The 13,956-nt window shown below is 48.0% G+C and carries 13 protein-coding genes; 3 read left to right on the top strand and 10 right to left on the bottom strand.

Features of this window, described 5'->3' with window-relative positions:
* Positions 1-19: 19 nt before the first annotated feature.
* The 9 genes from ACAN55_RS16210 to ACAN55_RS16170 all read right to left on the bottom strand — a co-directional run bounded on the left by ACAN55_RS16210 (position 20) and on the right by ACAN55_RS16170 (position 6,392).
* A complete protein-coding gene (locus ACAN55_RS16210; RefSeq protein WP_379134868.1) occupies positions 20-829 on the bottom strand; it encodes a class I SAM-dependent methyltransferase in 810 nt (269 codons plus the stop codon).
* A 21-nt stretch (positions 830-850) separates the two neighbouring features.
* Positions 851-1,489: an NUDIX hydrolase gene (locus ACAN55_RS16205; RefSeq protein WP_379134865.1), complete on the bottom strand. Its 639-nt coding sequence runs from the start codon at positions 1,487-1,489 to the stop codon at positions 851-853.
* 28 nt (positions 1,490-1,517) lie between these two features.
* On the bottom strand, positions 1,518-1,835 hold the full coding sequence (locus ACAN55_RS16200; protein ID WP_379134863.1) for a hypothetical protein: 318 nt from the start codon (positions 1,833-1,835) through the stop codon (positions 1,518-1,520).
* Between the two features lie 148 nt (positions 1,836-1,983).
* Positions 1,984-2,406, bottom strand: coding sequence for an Rrf2 family transcriptional regulator (locus ACAN55_RS16195; RefSeq protein ID WP_379134861.1), 423 nt, complete (start codon positions 2,404-2,406; stop codon positions 1,984-1,986).
* A gap of 56 nt (positions 2,407-2,462) precedes the next feature.
* Entirely contained in the window at positions 2,463-3,278 is an 816-nt protein-coding gene (locus ACAN55_RS16190; protein ID WP_379134858.1) for a HEAT repeat domain-containing protein, read from the bottom strand.
* Positions 3,269-3,793: a hypothetical protein gene (locus ACAN55_RS16185; protein WP_379134856.1), complete on the bottom strand. Its 525-nt coding sequence runs from the start codon at positions 3,791-3,793 to the stop codon at positions 3,269-3,271. The genes ACAN55_RS16190 and ACAN55_RS16185 overlap by 10 nt, the downstream gene beginning before the upstream one ends.
* A gap of 25 nt (positions 3,794-3,818) precedes the next feature.
* Entirely contained in the window at positions 3,819-4,565 is a 747-nt protein-coding gene (gene map, locus ACAN55_RS16180; protein ID WP_379134853.1) for a type I methionyl aminopeptidase, read from the bottom strand.
* 41 nt (positions 4,566-4,606) lie between these two features.
* On the bottom strand, positions 4,607-5,362 hold the full coding sequence (locus ACAN55_RS16175) for a metallophosphoesterase family protein (protein ID WP_379134850.1): 756 nt from the start codon (positions 5,360-5,362) through the stop codon (positions 4,607-4,609).
* Positions 5,363-5,399: 37 nt separating this feature from the next.
* Positions 5,400-6,392 (bottom strand): YhfM domain-containing protein, encoded by a 993-nt coding sequence (locus tag ACAN55_RS16170; RefSeq protein ID WP_379134848.1) that lies wholly within the window; start codon positions 6,390-6,392, stop codon positions 5,400-5,402.
* Between the two features lie 515 nt (positions 6,393-6,907).
* Between ACAN55_RS16170 and ACAN55_RS16165 the strand changes: the two genes are divergently transcribed.
* Together ACAN55_RS16165 and ACAN55_RS16160 are read left to right on the top strand one after the other, a co-directional pair.
* Positions 6,908-8,140: a nitrate/nitrite transporter gene (locus ACAN55_RS16165; RefSeq protein WP_379134845.1), complete on the top strand. Its 1,233-nt coding sequence runs from the start codon at positions 6,908-6,910 to the stop codon at positions 8,138-8,140.
* A 45-nt stretch (positions 8,141-8,185) separates the two neighbouring features.
* Positions 8,186-12,409, top strand: coding sequence for a sulfite reductase subunit alpha (locus tag ACAN55_RS16160; protein WP_379134842.1), 4,224 nt, complete (start codon positions 8,186-8,188; stop codon positions 12,407-12,409).
* A 66-nt stretch (positions 12,410-12,475) separates the two neighbouring features.
* Here the strand turns inward: ACAN55_RS16160 and ACAN55_RS16155 are convergent, their stop codons facing one another.
* A complete protein-coding gene (locus tag ACAN55_RS16155) occupies positions 12,476-13,105 on the bottom strand; it encodes an SGNH/GDSL hydrolase family protein (RefSeq protein ID WP_379134839.1) in 630 nt (209 codons plus the stop codon).
* A gap of 218 nt (positions 13,106-13,323) precedes the next feature.
* Between ACAN55_RS16155 and ACAN55_RS16150 the strand changes: the two genes are divergently transcribed.
* Positions 13,324-13,947, top strand: coding sequence for a nitroreductase family protein (locus ACAN55_RS16150; RefSeq protein ID WP_379134836.1), 624 nt, complete (start codon positions 13,324-13,326; stop codon positions 13,945-13,947).
* Positions 13,948-13,956 lie beyond the last annotated feature (9 nt).

Raw genomic sequence — 13,956 nt, 5'->3', positions numbered from 1 at the left:
GAATTCCTCCCCTCTCCGCTTATAAACCGCTGTTCTTCCTGTAGAGAACCATGCCGTGATTGCTGATTCCCAGTATGGAGGGCTCGGCACAGGTTCTCAGATGGTAATTCACCCAGGCTTTGTACTTTTCCTCATCCAGAGCGTTGATCGTGTCGTGCATAAGCACCCCTACTCCGTCCGTAGCGACATGTGTCATCTTGACCACTTCTTGAAATTCGTCCATAAGTGCCTCCATTTCCTCTGGGGTATGGAAGCAGGCATCCGTCCAGAAGCAGTCCTCATCCGATGCATGGATCATGCCTTCATCCAGAATCCGCGTTACCCAAGCTTCATTCATGAATGCCGGGTTGCCTCTAACCAGATGCGGAAGCAGAAAAAGCTTATTCACATAAGCAACAGCCAGAATACCGCCCGGTTTCAGAACCCGCATACATTCACTGATGCATTTGTTCTGGTCCACTGCAGCTTTCAGATGATACATCGGGCCCAGGCAGAATACAGCATCAAAGCTAGCCGACTCGTAGCGGGAAAGATCTGTGGCATCGGCAATTTCGGCGCTGATATTAGCGAGTCCGCTTGCTTCAATTCTGGACTGGATGATTTCTACATGTTTCGGAGTAATATCCGTGGACACTACTGCATGCCCTTTCTCCGCGTAATAGAAAGAATAGACTCCCGTCCCCGCGCCCAAGTCAAGGATTTCAGCATCAGCCGGAAGAGACGCATCCAGCGTATGGATAGTTGTAATGAATTCAAGCTTTCGGGCATTGTCCGTAGTAATTCTGGATGCTTCATCATACTGGTTGTAGTAAGTAATTACGTCTTCCATAGGAGACCTCCTTATGTGTTTTTACAAGAGCTGCTCTTTTTCCAGAAAATCGAACAGAATCCGGTAATAATCATCGGAATTTGGAGTGAAATCATCTCTTTGAATCCGCCTTTGGTCGGGCCGAACCACCTGTCCGCTTTCATCTGAAGCAATGCCTTCAACCCATACGGATTCGATATCGCCGTTCAGCAGGTCACGGTAGTCCTTGATCTTTACCAGGTACAACCCCGAAATCTCGGTTCTTTGAAAATGGTACTCGCTTAGCGGCTTATCCGTCTTATAAATAAAGACATGGTTGAATTCCCGGTCAATGTAGGTATCGGAGAGGACTACTTCTTCCGCGTTCATGCCGCAAAAAATCAGCTCCTCAAAAGGAACATCCAGTCCCAGCTCTTCCTTCAGCTCGCGTACCCCGTCCCGCACAGCTTCCCCCGCCTGCAAATGGCCGGCACAAGAGATATCCAGAAGCCCGGGATAAGTCTCCTTATCGGGATGACGAAGCTGAAACAGCAGACTCCCGCCCTCCCCTTCCCAAGGGTGAATTACCCAGCAGTGAAAGGTCTGATGCCACAAGCCTTTTCTATGTACATTGTCACGGCTGTCCGTTCCGGTCCAACCCATTTGTTCATCAAAAACATCCAGCATTTCTATAGGTGTCATGTATTTATCCTCCGCGTCCTGTGTGTGATTACTTGCTGCTGTCCGCATCTGCTTCCTGGTTCTTCTCAAACCCCGGTTCCACCGCGTTCCAGTTATCCTTCGCCTTCTGCATTCCCGCCTTCAAGGACTCTCCGAATTCCGCTGCCATCAAATAAATAACACCGACAATTAAAGATAGCACGCTTAATACTAACGGCGCCCTCCCGACATAATCCAGCAGATTCTGAAACATGGTTTCATTCCAACCCATAGAACCTGAACCATATACAGCTGCACTAAGATATCGGATTCCGTACAAAAAAGCGGCAATACCAATGAAAAAGACTCCCGTTGTTCTTCGGCTCATAAATATAGTCCACCTCCCCTATAATGACGCATGCACATTTTCAATTCACTACAAATTCAATATTCATCCTCCAATCCCTGCTCTATCCAAAAAAGACCGGAACGCTTGATTCACGTTCCAGTCTTAGATGATATGCCGGCACAAGCGGTTACAGCGCTGGTACTTGATTGGCGATCTGCTCCAGCGTTACCCCTTGCAGAACATTCTCCATCGCCTGCTGGGCAAGCGAGAAGACCGGAACGATAGCTCCGGCGATGTTCTTCCCCACCGGACACGATGGATTCGGGTGCTCATGCACAGAGAATAGCGAATCTGCTTCTACCGCATTAACCGCCTTATAGATTTGCAGCAGCGTAATCTCTGAGGCACTGCGGCTTAGCTTCGCACCTGCAACCCCTGGACGGACTTCGACCAGTCCCGCTTTGTGAAGCATACCTGTAATCCTGCGGATGACCACCGGATTTGTGTTGACACTTCCGGCTATCCATTCCGAGGTGCTCTTGCCCTCTTTATTGCTATTAATCAATGTAAGTATATGAATAGCTACCGCGAACCGAGTGCTGATGTTCATGTGAACCTCTCCTTTAATCTTCTGCCGTTAGTAGTTGCAACTATACTAGTTACATTCTACACATTTGTCAATCCTGTGAGAATGGCAGAGACCTCAGAAGCATATTTTTTACTCAGCCGGGTTTTGCCTAGATTGCTCTTCACGATCTTAATGTATCTGACATCGCCGCTCTCCGCATATTTCCGCAGCAGCGCAAAACCTTCCTCCGGCGCATCTGCAGCGAGGACGCTAAGGCCGTATTCCAGCCCTTTAATTAATACTTTAGTATGTTCTGCATCCCCAGGTTCTTCAGAGGAGCGTAGGCCCTCCATAATCTCATCCGCGAGAATCAAACTGTACAAGCAGACTTCATTGTCCTTCAGAAGCGGCGGATGGGCCAGTGCTGCAATAAAGGCACGCTGCTCCAAGGGATTGGCTTGCTGCCGCCAGTGATCCAGCAGCGCTTTCAGGAGTGTGAAATCACGTTCCCCAATGCTTTGCAATGTCATAGCCGCCGCCTCGCGCATCCGCCACCTGGAATCATTCATGGCGGAGCGGAGAATCTGCCGAATCTCGTCTCTATGGTCCTCCGCTGCAAATCCATAATAGGTGCCGCAGGCACACACCGCACAAAAGGGCAAGAATTCGCGGGGATCACCCGTCTGCGCTTCACAATCCTTGATGGCCGCCCAGGTAACCAGCAGCTTCCAAGCGGTATCACTTACCTCAACACGGGCGTAAAGATCCGCAAAGTTGCCTGCAAGCGCCAGATTAGCCCTCGGTCCGGGCAGGTGGCTTGCCTTCATCAGTTCATCTTCAAGCTGGCCCCAACATTCAATCTTATTGACTCTCTGCTCCAAATCCGCAGTATTGGCCACGTCTCTCATTCCCATCTTACAAATTCCTCCGGGTTACACTGCACATAAGCATTTATTAAAGCAATCGTATGAGGAGCTGCTGCCGTATATTTCTCATAAAGCTCCGCCGCCGTCGAAGCAAGCTCTCCGTTCCGTTCCAAATCGCTCAGATCAGCATCCTTCCAAGACCCATCAGGCAGGCGATTGCTGCTTTCGGCGAGCAATTCCAGTCTGCTATAAATTTCTGTCATCCGGGGATCTTCCAGCCCGGCAACATGGCCCTTCAATGCCGGCCAGGACTGAAGATCAGCGATGAAATAAACGGTGAACCCATAGATTTCAGCCGGGGAGTGGATATGATTGTGAAAGGCATAGAAGAGAAATGCCGCTTGCTGCCCAGGACTGAGCCAGCGGTATACTTCATTCTTAGTCTCGGGATCCTTGCCGCGCAGCGCTTGAGCAATATGTGCTATGCAGCTCCAAGCAAGCGTATCATGGTCCAGATGTTCAAATTCTTTACGGGTCAGGACAATCTTCATAAAGGTCCCCATCTCTTCCGGCTGAAGCAGTCCCTGCTTAAGCGCTCGTCAATATAATCGGCTTGCCTTTTGTAACGATAATTGTATGCTCGCACTGAGCGACGCGGCTTTCATCTGCCACACTAAGCGTCCAACCATCACTCTGCTGCTCTACGTACTCTGCTCCAGTAGACAGGAAAGGTTCAACCGTGATGACCTGCCCCTCTTTCAGCACTGTTTGTACGCGGGGGTTATAGAATGGTAGAATCTCAAACGGCTTCTCATGCAGTGACTTTCCGATTCCATGGCTGCACAGATTACGGACCACCTTATACCCGCGTTTGCGGGCTTCCAGCTCCATCACTCTGCCGATCTCATTCACCTTCATTCCCGCTCTCAGGTGGTTGATAACACTCATCATGGTCTCTTCTGTACTGCGGCACAAATGCTGAATTTTCTCGGTATAAGGCGGCAGTTGAAAAGAAACCCCGGCATCGCCGTAATAACCGTTAAGCTCAGCGGACACGTCAATATTGATTAAATCCCCCGCTTGGATCACCCTTGAACCGGGAATCCCATGGGCTGCCTCTTCATTCACACTGATACAGGTCCAGCCCGGGAATTCATACGTTTTATTAGGAGCCGAGCTTGCACCAAAGCGTTTCAGAATCTCTTCCCCCACCTTATCCAACTCTCCCGTTGTCATACCAGGCTTTACAGCCTTCCTCATCTCAGCAATGGTGTAACCCACTACTTTGCCGGCAGCCTTCAGTCCTTCCAAATCTTTAGGTGTAGCGCTGATCATCGTCTCACAACCCTTTCACTTCGATTGATCTCTCATTGATGTTAGTATGCAGGTGCAACCCGACCGGTACGGATCGCATCCGCGTAATCCTGACGGCCATGGCTTGCGGCAAGGTCAGCCGCCTGATTCCAGCCGTACTCAACCAAAATATGTTCTACTTTCCACTCATTCAGTTCTCCGGCTCTGCGACAAATGCAATAGCTGGCACAAGGTGTCCCGGATTCCATGATATGAGGATACGGCATTTCCTCAGCATACGCAGGAAGTCCGACACTTCCCGGGTTAACAACAGACCTGCCGTCAGGCAGAACCGCAGTTCCCGGAACATGGCTGTGACCGCAAAAAACGATCTGTTCTTGTATTGTGTGCAATTCCCAAGCCAATTGTTCTGCATTCTTGAGAGAAACAGCACCTTCCGGACTTATCTGCTCCAGCATATACCGCGAATTGTCCCATGGGGTACCATGGCAAAACAAAAGATTGTCATAACTCCATAGCTTCAGATGACTTCGGATCCAGCCCGTCTCAACAATTCCAAGCAGCGGTTTAACATAAAGGTAAGACAGGGATTCACTACTCTCTTGTAGCAAAAGCTCGTCACAGTTACCCAAAATATTAATGATTTCAGGCTGCTGCATTAAAATTCTAGCCGTACCAAGAGGATCCACCGGTCCGAAGAGATCGTCGCCCAGATTCACAATAAGATCCGCATTTCTATAATACGCATCCTTCAGCACTGCCTCCAGAGCAAAGCTGTTGCTATGTATATCCGAAATAACAGCTATTCTATTATACAATGGAGTCCCCCTAATTAGGCATGTTATGAATTTTAACTTACTTGCTGGTATTTTCAAATTCAGTGCCGTTCCACCTGTATACCTGCTCTACCTGCGCACCCGATGCATTATCATAATAACTTTTCTTAAAGCTGTAGCCGTCCACTTTCTCAAGCTTCATGGAATATCGTTCAGGACTGCTGATAAAAAGTTCCTCTCCCGTTCCAACTTTCAGTTCCTGAATTACATTATTCTTCCCAAGTGTGAATAGCCTGACAAACGATCCATTACCCGTTCCGTATTGCCCAATCGTGAAATCGAAATCGCCATCCCCGTTATAATCATCAAATTGAATTTGAAAGAAATCCTGGAACAATAGCGACTCCGTAAAATGCTCACTCAGCGGGAACGAGCTCAGAAGCTTCCCTCGATCATCAGTTACCACCAGTTGAAACTCTCCGCTCCAGCTTCTGCCCGCAAGCGGGCCTGGTGTAATCCAATCCTCGCTGTACTCACCCTTCACAAGCCGGAGATCCAAATCAAGCGAATCACCCGTAAGCGGGAACAATTCATTATGAGAAAGAGTTATCTGTCCGTGAACCGTGACGGAAGTTTCTGCCTTGTCTGTTCCTGCCGCACCCGTTCTGCCGTAGATGTAATCTCTTAACTTGTCAGCGTATTCCGCTTTAATTCTATAGGTCTGACTGCGTTTACCATAAGTACCCAGAAGGCCGTTATAACCATTCTCATTGCCTAGAGCCAGAAAATACTTCTCAGTATATCCATCCTTATATCCCAGCTGCAGTTCGTAATCCGCATCATAATCATATTCTCCCATTAACTTTTTGCTCTGGTTCATTGCATCCGAGATCAAATCAAGGAAAGCCTTATCCGTAAAACTTTTGCTCTCAAAAGGCTCTCCCTGCTTCTCCACACTGCTAATCTGGCGATACGTCAGAGAAACCTCAGACAGCCAATTGGAATTAATAAATCCGAATCCGTTCTGGCATCCGTTGAGTATAATCACTAGAAGAATTGGTACGATCAACAATGATTTTCTCCTAATAACAACCACCCCATCTATTCAACTCTACAGCTGAAAATTTTGATATCCGGCCGCAGATACTGTGATTTATTACCATTAATATTATTCATTATTTCCTCATAAAAGTCACTGTCCATTATCACGACTATATTCGGGATACACACCAATAATTCAATATTCATGTAATGTTATTTAACATAGATGCCCACAAAAGAGATGAAATCCACATAAAAAACGTATATTTAAAATTTTTACGTTATGTTTATTGACACATTTGTAAAAGGTATTTATAGTATCACTTAAGATTCATTAGCTGGAGCAACACAATGATGTGTCTTCCCTAGCCAAGTGATTCATAGTAGACAGGTAAGCTTTTCGATTCTTTTTTCACTAAACTTAATAAAGTCAGTCACGATGGCGTGGCTGCACATGGGCAATGGGGCCGATTCACTTAATTCGCATGTATGCGGATTCTGTCAGTCGGCCTTTTTTCGTCCGAACAATTAGAGGGGGAATTTGTGATGGAAGCAAAAGGTTTTCGTAAATCAGGGCACTCTCCAAGTTTATTGTCAGCATTTCTCTATTTTGATGTTAGCTTCATGATTTGGGTGCTTTGTGGGTCCTTATCCCTCTTTATCACAAAGGATTTTGGGTTGTCAGACACTCAGAAAGCTACGATGGTTGCCATTCCTATTCTGGGCGGATCTGTATTCCGAATACCTATGGGCATCTTAGCTGACCGGATCGGTGCTAAAAAAGCAGGACTTATCGGGATGACCCTTACGATGGTCCCTCTGCTCTGGGGTTGGCTCGGCGGAACGAGCTTACTCCAAGTTCAATCCATCGGATTCTTGCTCGGTTTTGCCGGTGCAAGCTTCGCGGTCTCACTTTCCTTGGCCAGCCGCTGGTACCCTCCTCAATATCAAGGCCTGGCGATGGGCATCGCCGGAGCAGGGAACAGCGGCACTGCACTTGCTACCTTTTTCGGACCTCAATTAGCAGAGACTTATGGATGGCATAATGTATTTGGCCTCGCCATCATCCCTTTGGTCGTTGTACTTATCGTGTTTGCCATCCTTGCCAAGGACGCTCCTAATGCACCTGCACCTAAAACCCTGAAAGATTATCTCGGCGTATTCAAATTTGCGGAAACCTGGTGGTTCTCGATGTTCTACGCCATTACCTTTGGTGGTTTTGTTGGATTTGCCAGCTACTTCAGCATTTTCTTCTATGATGTATACGGTGATGCTGTTAATCCTGGAGGTATTAGCAAAGTACAGGTAGGATACCTGGTTACGATTACGGTCATCGCCGGAAGCTTCTTTAGGCCTGTAGGTGGCTGGATCGCGGATAAGATTGGCGGAATGCGGTTCTTGGGTATTTTGTACACCGTAATTACAGTTTGTGCGTTCGCGATTGCTACAATGCCAAGCTCATTCCTGGTTATGCTTCTCTATACAAGTGTGATGATGGCTTGCCTCGGTATGGGTAACGGATCCGTATTCCAAATTGTTCCTCAACGTTTCTCTAAAGAGATTGGTGTTGTAACCGGAATTGTCGGGGCAGCCGGCGGTTTGGGAGGATATTTACTGCCTAAATATATACTGGGTCCTTTAAAAGAATCGACGGGCTCTCACGTAACCGGGTTTCTGGTTGTAGCAAGCATCGTATTAATAACAACACTTATGTTCTACGCAGTCACCCGCTCCTGGAAGAAGTCATGGGCTTCAGCGGATTCCGGAATCAACTACTAAGAGAGACGATACTGTACTTAAGCACTTCCAAGGCGGTGAATCAACATGACAACTAAAAAAGTGAAAAGTGTCTGTCCTTATTGTGGTGTTGGCTGCGGAATTGTGCTTGAGGTGTCCGGTAACCGTGTGGTCAAAGTCACAGGGGATAAAGATCACCCTGCCAACTTCGGCAGATTGTGCACCAAAGGGAACACTTGCGCAGAAGCCATCACAGAATCCGGGCGAATGGAATATGCGTATAGCCGCAACACCCGAAAGGAACAACCGTACAAGGCTGACATAGATGAAGCCATCTCTGAGACAGCCCGAAGACTTCGCACGATCCTGGATAAACACGGTCCTGATGCACTGTCCTTTTATGTATCAGGTCAAATGTCACTGGAGGCCCAGTATTTGATCAACAAGCTGGCCAAGGGCTTCGTCCGTACGAACCAAATCGAATCCAATTCACGCTTATGTATGGCTAGTGCCGGCAGCGGCTACAAGCTTTCGCTTGGTTCTGACAGTCCTCCAGGTTCTTATCAGGATATTGAACATTCGAACCTGTTTTTTGTCATCGGTTCTAATATGGCTGACTGCCATCCCATATTGTTTCTTCGAGTGATGGATCGCGTCAAAGCTGGAGCCAAATTAATCGTTGTAGACCCGCGCCGCACTACGACCGCAGATAAAGCTACTTTATATTTGCAGATTAAGCCTGGTACCGATCTCGCCTTACTTAATGGTATTTTGTATTTGTTACTCAAAAACGGACATACAGACCCGGAATTCATCGCTGAGTTCACCTCGGGTTGGGAGAACATGGTTGCCTTTCTGGAGGACTATTCTCCAGATAAGGTAGCCGAAATAACCGGGATCCCCGAAGCAGATATTCGCCAGGCAGCACTTTGGATCGGCGAGTCGCCAGAGTGGATGTCATGTTGGACGATGGGTCTGAATCAAAGCACACATGGTACTTGGCATACGAATGCCATCTGCAACCTGCATTTGGCTACCGGGGCCATATGCCGAACAGGCAGCGGCCCCTTCTCACTCACCGGTCAACCCAATGCCATGGGCGGCCGGGAGATGGGTTATATGGGACCCGGTTTACCCGGGCAGCGTTCCGTTCTGGTCGAAAGCGATCGGATTTTTATTGAAAACCTCTGGAACCTACCTCAAGGCACCCTTAGGACGGAGGTTGGTAATGGTACGATATCCATGTTCGAGAGTATGCGGGCAGGAGACATAAAGGCTTGCTGGATTATTTGTACAAACCCGGTGGCTACCGTACCTAATCGCAAAAACGTTATCGCCGGCTTACAGAAAGCTGAACTGGTGATCACACAGGACTCTTTCTTTGATACCGAAACCAATCGGTATGCGGATATTATGTTACCTGGATCATTATGGTCAGAAGGTGACGGGGTGATGATTAACTCCGAACGGAATTTAACCTTGGCGCAGAAAGCTGTCGAGCCACCTGGAGAAGCACTGCCGGACTGGCAGATTATCGCCCGTGTCGCTTGCGAGATGGGCTTCTCCTCCGGTTTTTCCTACACCTCCTCGGCCGAAGTCTATGAAGAAATACAACAAGCCTGGAATCCCAAAACCGGATATGACATCCGGGGCGCTTCCTACGAGCTACTGCGCAAATCTCCTTATCAATGGCCCTGCGCTCCAGGGAGCCCGGATCGAAATCCGATTCGCTATTTAAATAATGGTGTCAGTCAGACGCTTAAAGTGGATGCGGATGGCCATCACCCCCGAATCGTTTTTCCAACGGATAGCGGTAAAGGAATATTTCTGGCACGCCCTTATTTGCCGCCTGATGAGATGCCGGACAGCGAATATCCATTAGTGCTGAACACCGGCCGCCTGCAGCATCAATGGCATACGATGACCAAGACAGGGAAGATTTCAAAGCTTAATAAGCTATCCCCAGGTCCCTTTATTGAAGTTCATGCCGAAGATGCCGCGACATTTGGGATACAAGATCAGGACCTTGTTGAAGTTCGATCCCGACGAGGGCTGGCTATCCTGCCAGCAGTGATTACCGATAGAGTCCGTCCCGGTAATTGCTTCGCACCCTTTCATTGGAATGATCTATTTGGTGACAATCTTGCGATAAACGACGTCACGAGCGATGCGATCGATCCCATATCCTTTCAACCCGAATTCAAGTACTGCTCGGTCTCGATCGTTAAAGCTGCGGTTCAAGCTGCATCCAATCTCACATTGCCTGTCGATGATAAACTTCGCGCCACGGAGCGTTCAGCAGAAACTACTGCCAAACAGAAGGAGGAAGTGCGTATGGCACAATTGGATTCCCTCGCCAGCTTATTAGGAATTGAGACATCTCAGCCTATGACGCTGAATGATCATGAGAAAATATATGTTTCCGGACTCATAACCAGTCTGCGCACTAAGGAATCGCTGCAATCACCCGGCATTCCGGTTCTTCCTCCTTCCGCACCTGTTGAACCGTCCAAACGTATTTGGCTGGATGGCTTGCTGGCCGGACTGTTCTCCCGAACGTATCTGCCTGATCCAGTGAATAGTGTGTCACCGGATATATTCACACCTGTAGCGCAAATGGAGAAAGAACTAAAAACACCCGTCACTATACTTTGGGCCTCACAAACCGGCAATGCAGAAGACGCAGCTCAGGGCTGTGCCAGAAAGCTTCAGGCAGCTGGTCATGAGACCAGACTTGTCAATATGAATGAATATCCCCTAGCAGACTTTGCTAACGAACGCTTTGTTTTATTCGTTACGAGCACCTTCGGAGCTGGCGATCCTCCAGATAACGGTGAATACTTTTGGCGGTCCTTGAATAAAGAAACTACTCTCATTTTATCTAATCTTCAATTTGCCGTTCTTGCCTTCGGGGATTCCAACTTTGATCAATTTTGTGGATTTGGACGAAATCTGGACACTCGTCTGGAACAGCTTGGCGCACGGCGGATCTTAGATTGTGTGGATTGTGATACGGATTATCAGGAGCAGGTCGAATCGTGGACAAAAGCTATTGAAACTGCACTGGAGAAAGCTATAAACAATCCGGCACTAGTACTCTCTTCCACAGCTGCTACATTCGAAAACCAGGCGTCTGAAACCAAAGCTGCATTTGAAACTACACCTACATTTGAAATTTCACAAAAAAACGGTTACGACCGCGATCACCCGGTTCACGCCCAAATTCTCACCAATCGGCTTCTTAGTAAAGAGAACTCCGAGAAAGAGACACGTCATTATGTGTTTAATCTTAAAGATACCTCTTTGAAGTTTGAAGCCGGTGATGCTTTAGGGGTATGGCCGACCAATTGTCCCGAACTCATCAATGAGATCTTAGCAGCGATCAACCTAAAGCCTTCCGTTCCAGTTACGGTAAGCGGACATGGAGAATTGCCATTAGCAGAAGCTTTGCTCCGGCACTTCGAGATTAGTCGTATAACGCCTGGAATGCTTCAGTTCATTCAGAACCATGCTAGCAGCAGTCTGCTCAGCGGACTTTTAAAGAAAGAGAACAAAAATCAACTGCAGAAATGGCTTTGGGGGCGTCAGCTTATAGATTTACTTCAGGAGTTCCCTGTATCCACCAGCGCGCAAGAATTCATTACAACACTCAAACCTATGCAGCCCCGGATGTATTCCATTTCATCCAGCCCGAAAGCTAATCCGGAAGAGGTTCACGTAACAGTGTCCACTGTACGCTACGAATACAATGGACACACGCGTAAGGGTGTATGCTCCACATTCCTTGCAGACCAAGCGAAGCAACATACTCAAATTCCAATTTTCATTCAAAAGTCCCCCCATTTCCACCCGCCGGCAAATCCGGATGTGCCGATGATCATGGTCGGGCCAGGCACAGGAGTCGGTCCTTTCCGCGGTTTCTTGCAAGAGCGTCAAGCCATCGGGGCCACGGGAAAGAATTGGTTAATATTCGGGGAACAGCGTGCCGAAAGTGATTTCTACTTCAGGGATGAGCTTGAAGCCATCCAGCAGGAAGGCTTCCTGCATCGTCTGGACACCGCTTTTTCACGAGACCAGCCTGAGAAGATCTATGTCCAGCACCGGATGATCGAGCATGGGAATGAGCTGTGGTCATGGCTTGCAGAAGGTGCCCACTTCTATGTTTGCGGAGATGCCAACACGATGGCCAAAGAAGTCGATACCGCACTAAAGAAGGTCATTCAGCAGCATGGCGGGATGGACGCGGATGAAGCAGAGGATTATGTTCGAGTGATGTCGCAGACGAAGAGATATTCACGGGATGTCTATTGATGGACAGAGGAAATTAATTCACACAAGCAGCTCCAAGCTACCCTCTTGGAGCTGCTTGTTCATGGATCAATTTATTGCGCCTACAGCTCTCAGCCACGCATCAGCTATAAGCGCATGACCTGCTGGAGTCGGATGTACGCCATCCGGTGCCCAGAACGCAGGCTCTGCCTTTACCGAGGCAGCGGCAAACAGACCGTCAAGCGGTACCAGCACTGCACCATACTCACGTGCCAGCTCGCGTACTATATGTATTTTGGGATCAAGATCACGACGCCAGCCTTTGCGGTCTTCAGGCACTGGAAGTACAAACGGTTCAACCAGAATTAGCTTGGCATCCAGGGAATTGCGTGTGCGTTCAATCAAATCGCGGTAGGAGGCTTCGAACTGCTTGGGTGTGGTTTCTTCTCCCGAATCGAATCGACGCCACGTATCATTAACTCCGATATAGATAGATACCCAGTCCGGCTTCAGTGACAGACAATCCTTATCCCAGCGGTCCTGAAGATCCACGGCACGGTTGCCGCTGATGCCACGGTTGATGAATGTAAGCTTCTTCTCCGGATACAGATGACCCAGGCTTCCGGCAATCATCAGAGCGTATCCAACACCAAGTGATCCCGGATCCCTGTAATTGCGTCCGCAATCGGTGATACTGTCACCTTGAAACAGGATGATATCATTCTGCTTAAAAGCCATGATCCAGAATCCTCCCTTAAACGAGCATGTAGTGAATCTCCCGCTAGTATACCAAAATAAGGACATGATGAGCATGTCCTATCATTTTCGTGTATTTCATCATTGACGGAAGAAACATACTGTGCTATCTTGAGGTAGTAACAAATAGTTAGTACATAAATTTATATCACTTGTTTATTATTACTAACCACTAAATAGACTCTATGGAGGTTTTATTAATGAGTACTTTTACAGATTTAGTTCAAGCCCGCAGATCAGCTATGAATTTCGTCGAGGGGATCAAGATTCCCCGGACCGAGCTTGAGGAGATGTTCTCCCTGGCACGCCTGGCACCCTCAGCTTACAATTTGCAGCATGCGCAATACAAGGTCATTAGTGATGATAAGCTAAAAGAAGAAGTACGCAGCGCAGCATATGGCCAATATAAAATCCATACAGCTTCTGCAGTCATCGTTGTACTGGGCGATATGCATGCATACAAGCAGGCACCTGAGATTTACGGCGGTCTGAAAATGCTTGGAGCCATGAGCGAGGAACAGTACGATTCAATGATCGAATCCATCAATAACGCCTACATCGGTCATGAAACTTTCCAGCGTGAAGAAGCTATCCGCAACGCTTCCTTATCCGCCATGCAGCTCATGCTGATCGCCAAAGATAAAGGCTGGGATACCTGCCCGATGATCGGCTTTGATCCGGAAGCGGTTAAAACCACCCTTAACTTGCCGGATCATCTCGTACCTGTCATGCTGATTACCATCGGTAAGGATAACATGCATAAAATCAGACCACGCGGTTACCGGAAGCCAGTCAACGAATTCGTTGAATTTCTGGGTGTTTAATATAAAAAA

It is taken from the genome of Paenibacillus oryziterrae (assembly GCF_042610485.1).
Taxonomy (GTDB): domain Bacteria; phylum Bacillota; class Bacilli; order Paenibacillales; family Paenibacillaceae; genus Paenibacillus_AQ.
The sequence above is the reverse complement of the archived record's forward strand: the minus strand, read 5'-3'. Positions and strand labels throughout refer to the sequence as shown.

What these genes read in the sequence shown, in the direction of transcription:
- ACAN55_RS16150 (WP_379134836.1), top strand. Translation starts at nt 13,324, where the DNA reads ATGAGTACTTTTACAGATTTAGTTCAAGCCCGCAGATCAGCTATGAAT.
- ACAN55_RS16205 (WP_379134865.1), bottom strand. Translation starts at nt 1,489, where the DNA reads ATGACACCTATAGAAATGCTGGATGTTTTTGATGAACAAATGGGTTGG.
- ACAN55_RS16210 (WP_379134868.1), bottom strand. Translation starts at nt 829, where the DNA reads ATGGAAGACGTAATTACTTACTACAACCAGTATGATGAAGCATCCAGA.
- ACAN55_RS16200 (WP_379134863.1), bottom strand. Translation starts at nt 1,835, where the DNA reads ATGAGCCGAAGAACAACGGGAGTCTTTTTCATTGGTATTGCCGCTTTT.
- ACAN55_RS16195 (WP_379134861.1), bottom strand. Translation starts at nt 2,406, where the DNA reads ATGAACATCAGCACTCGGTTCGCGGTAGCTATTCATATACTTACATTG.
- ACAN55_RS16160 (WP_379134842.1), top strand. Translation starts at nt 8,186, where the DNA reads ATGACAACTAAAAAAGTGAAAAGTGTCTGTCCTTATTGTGGTGTTGGC.
- ACAN55_RS16185 (WP_379134856.1), bottom strand. Translation starts at nt 3,793, where the DNA reads ATGGGGACCTTTATGAAGATTGTCCTGACCCGTAAAGAATTTGAACAT.
- ACAN55_RS16155 (WP_379134839.1), bottom strand. Translation starts at nt 13,105, where the DNA reads ATGGCTTTTAAGCAGAATGATATCATCCTGTTTCAAGGTGACAGTATC.
- ACAN55_RS16165 (WP_379134845.1), top strand. Translation starts at nt 6,908, where the DNA reads ATGGAAGCAAAAGGTTTTCGTAAATCAGGGCACTCTCCAAGTTTATTG.
- map (WP_379134853.1), bottom strand. Translation starts at nt 4,565, where the DNA reads ATGATCAGCGCTACACCTAAAGATTTGGAAGGACTGAAGGCTGCCGGC.
- ACAN55_RS16190 (WP_379134858.1), bottom strand. Translation starts at nt 3,278, where the DNA reads ATGGGAATGAGAGACGTGGCCAATACTGCGGATTTGGAGCAGAGAGTC.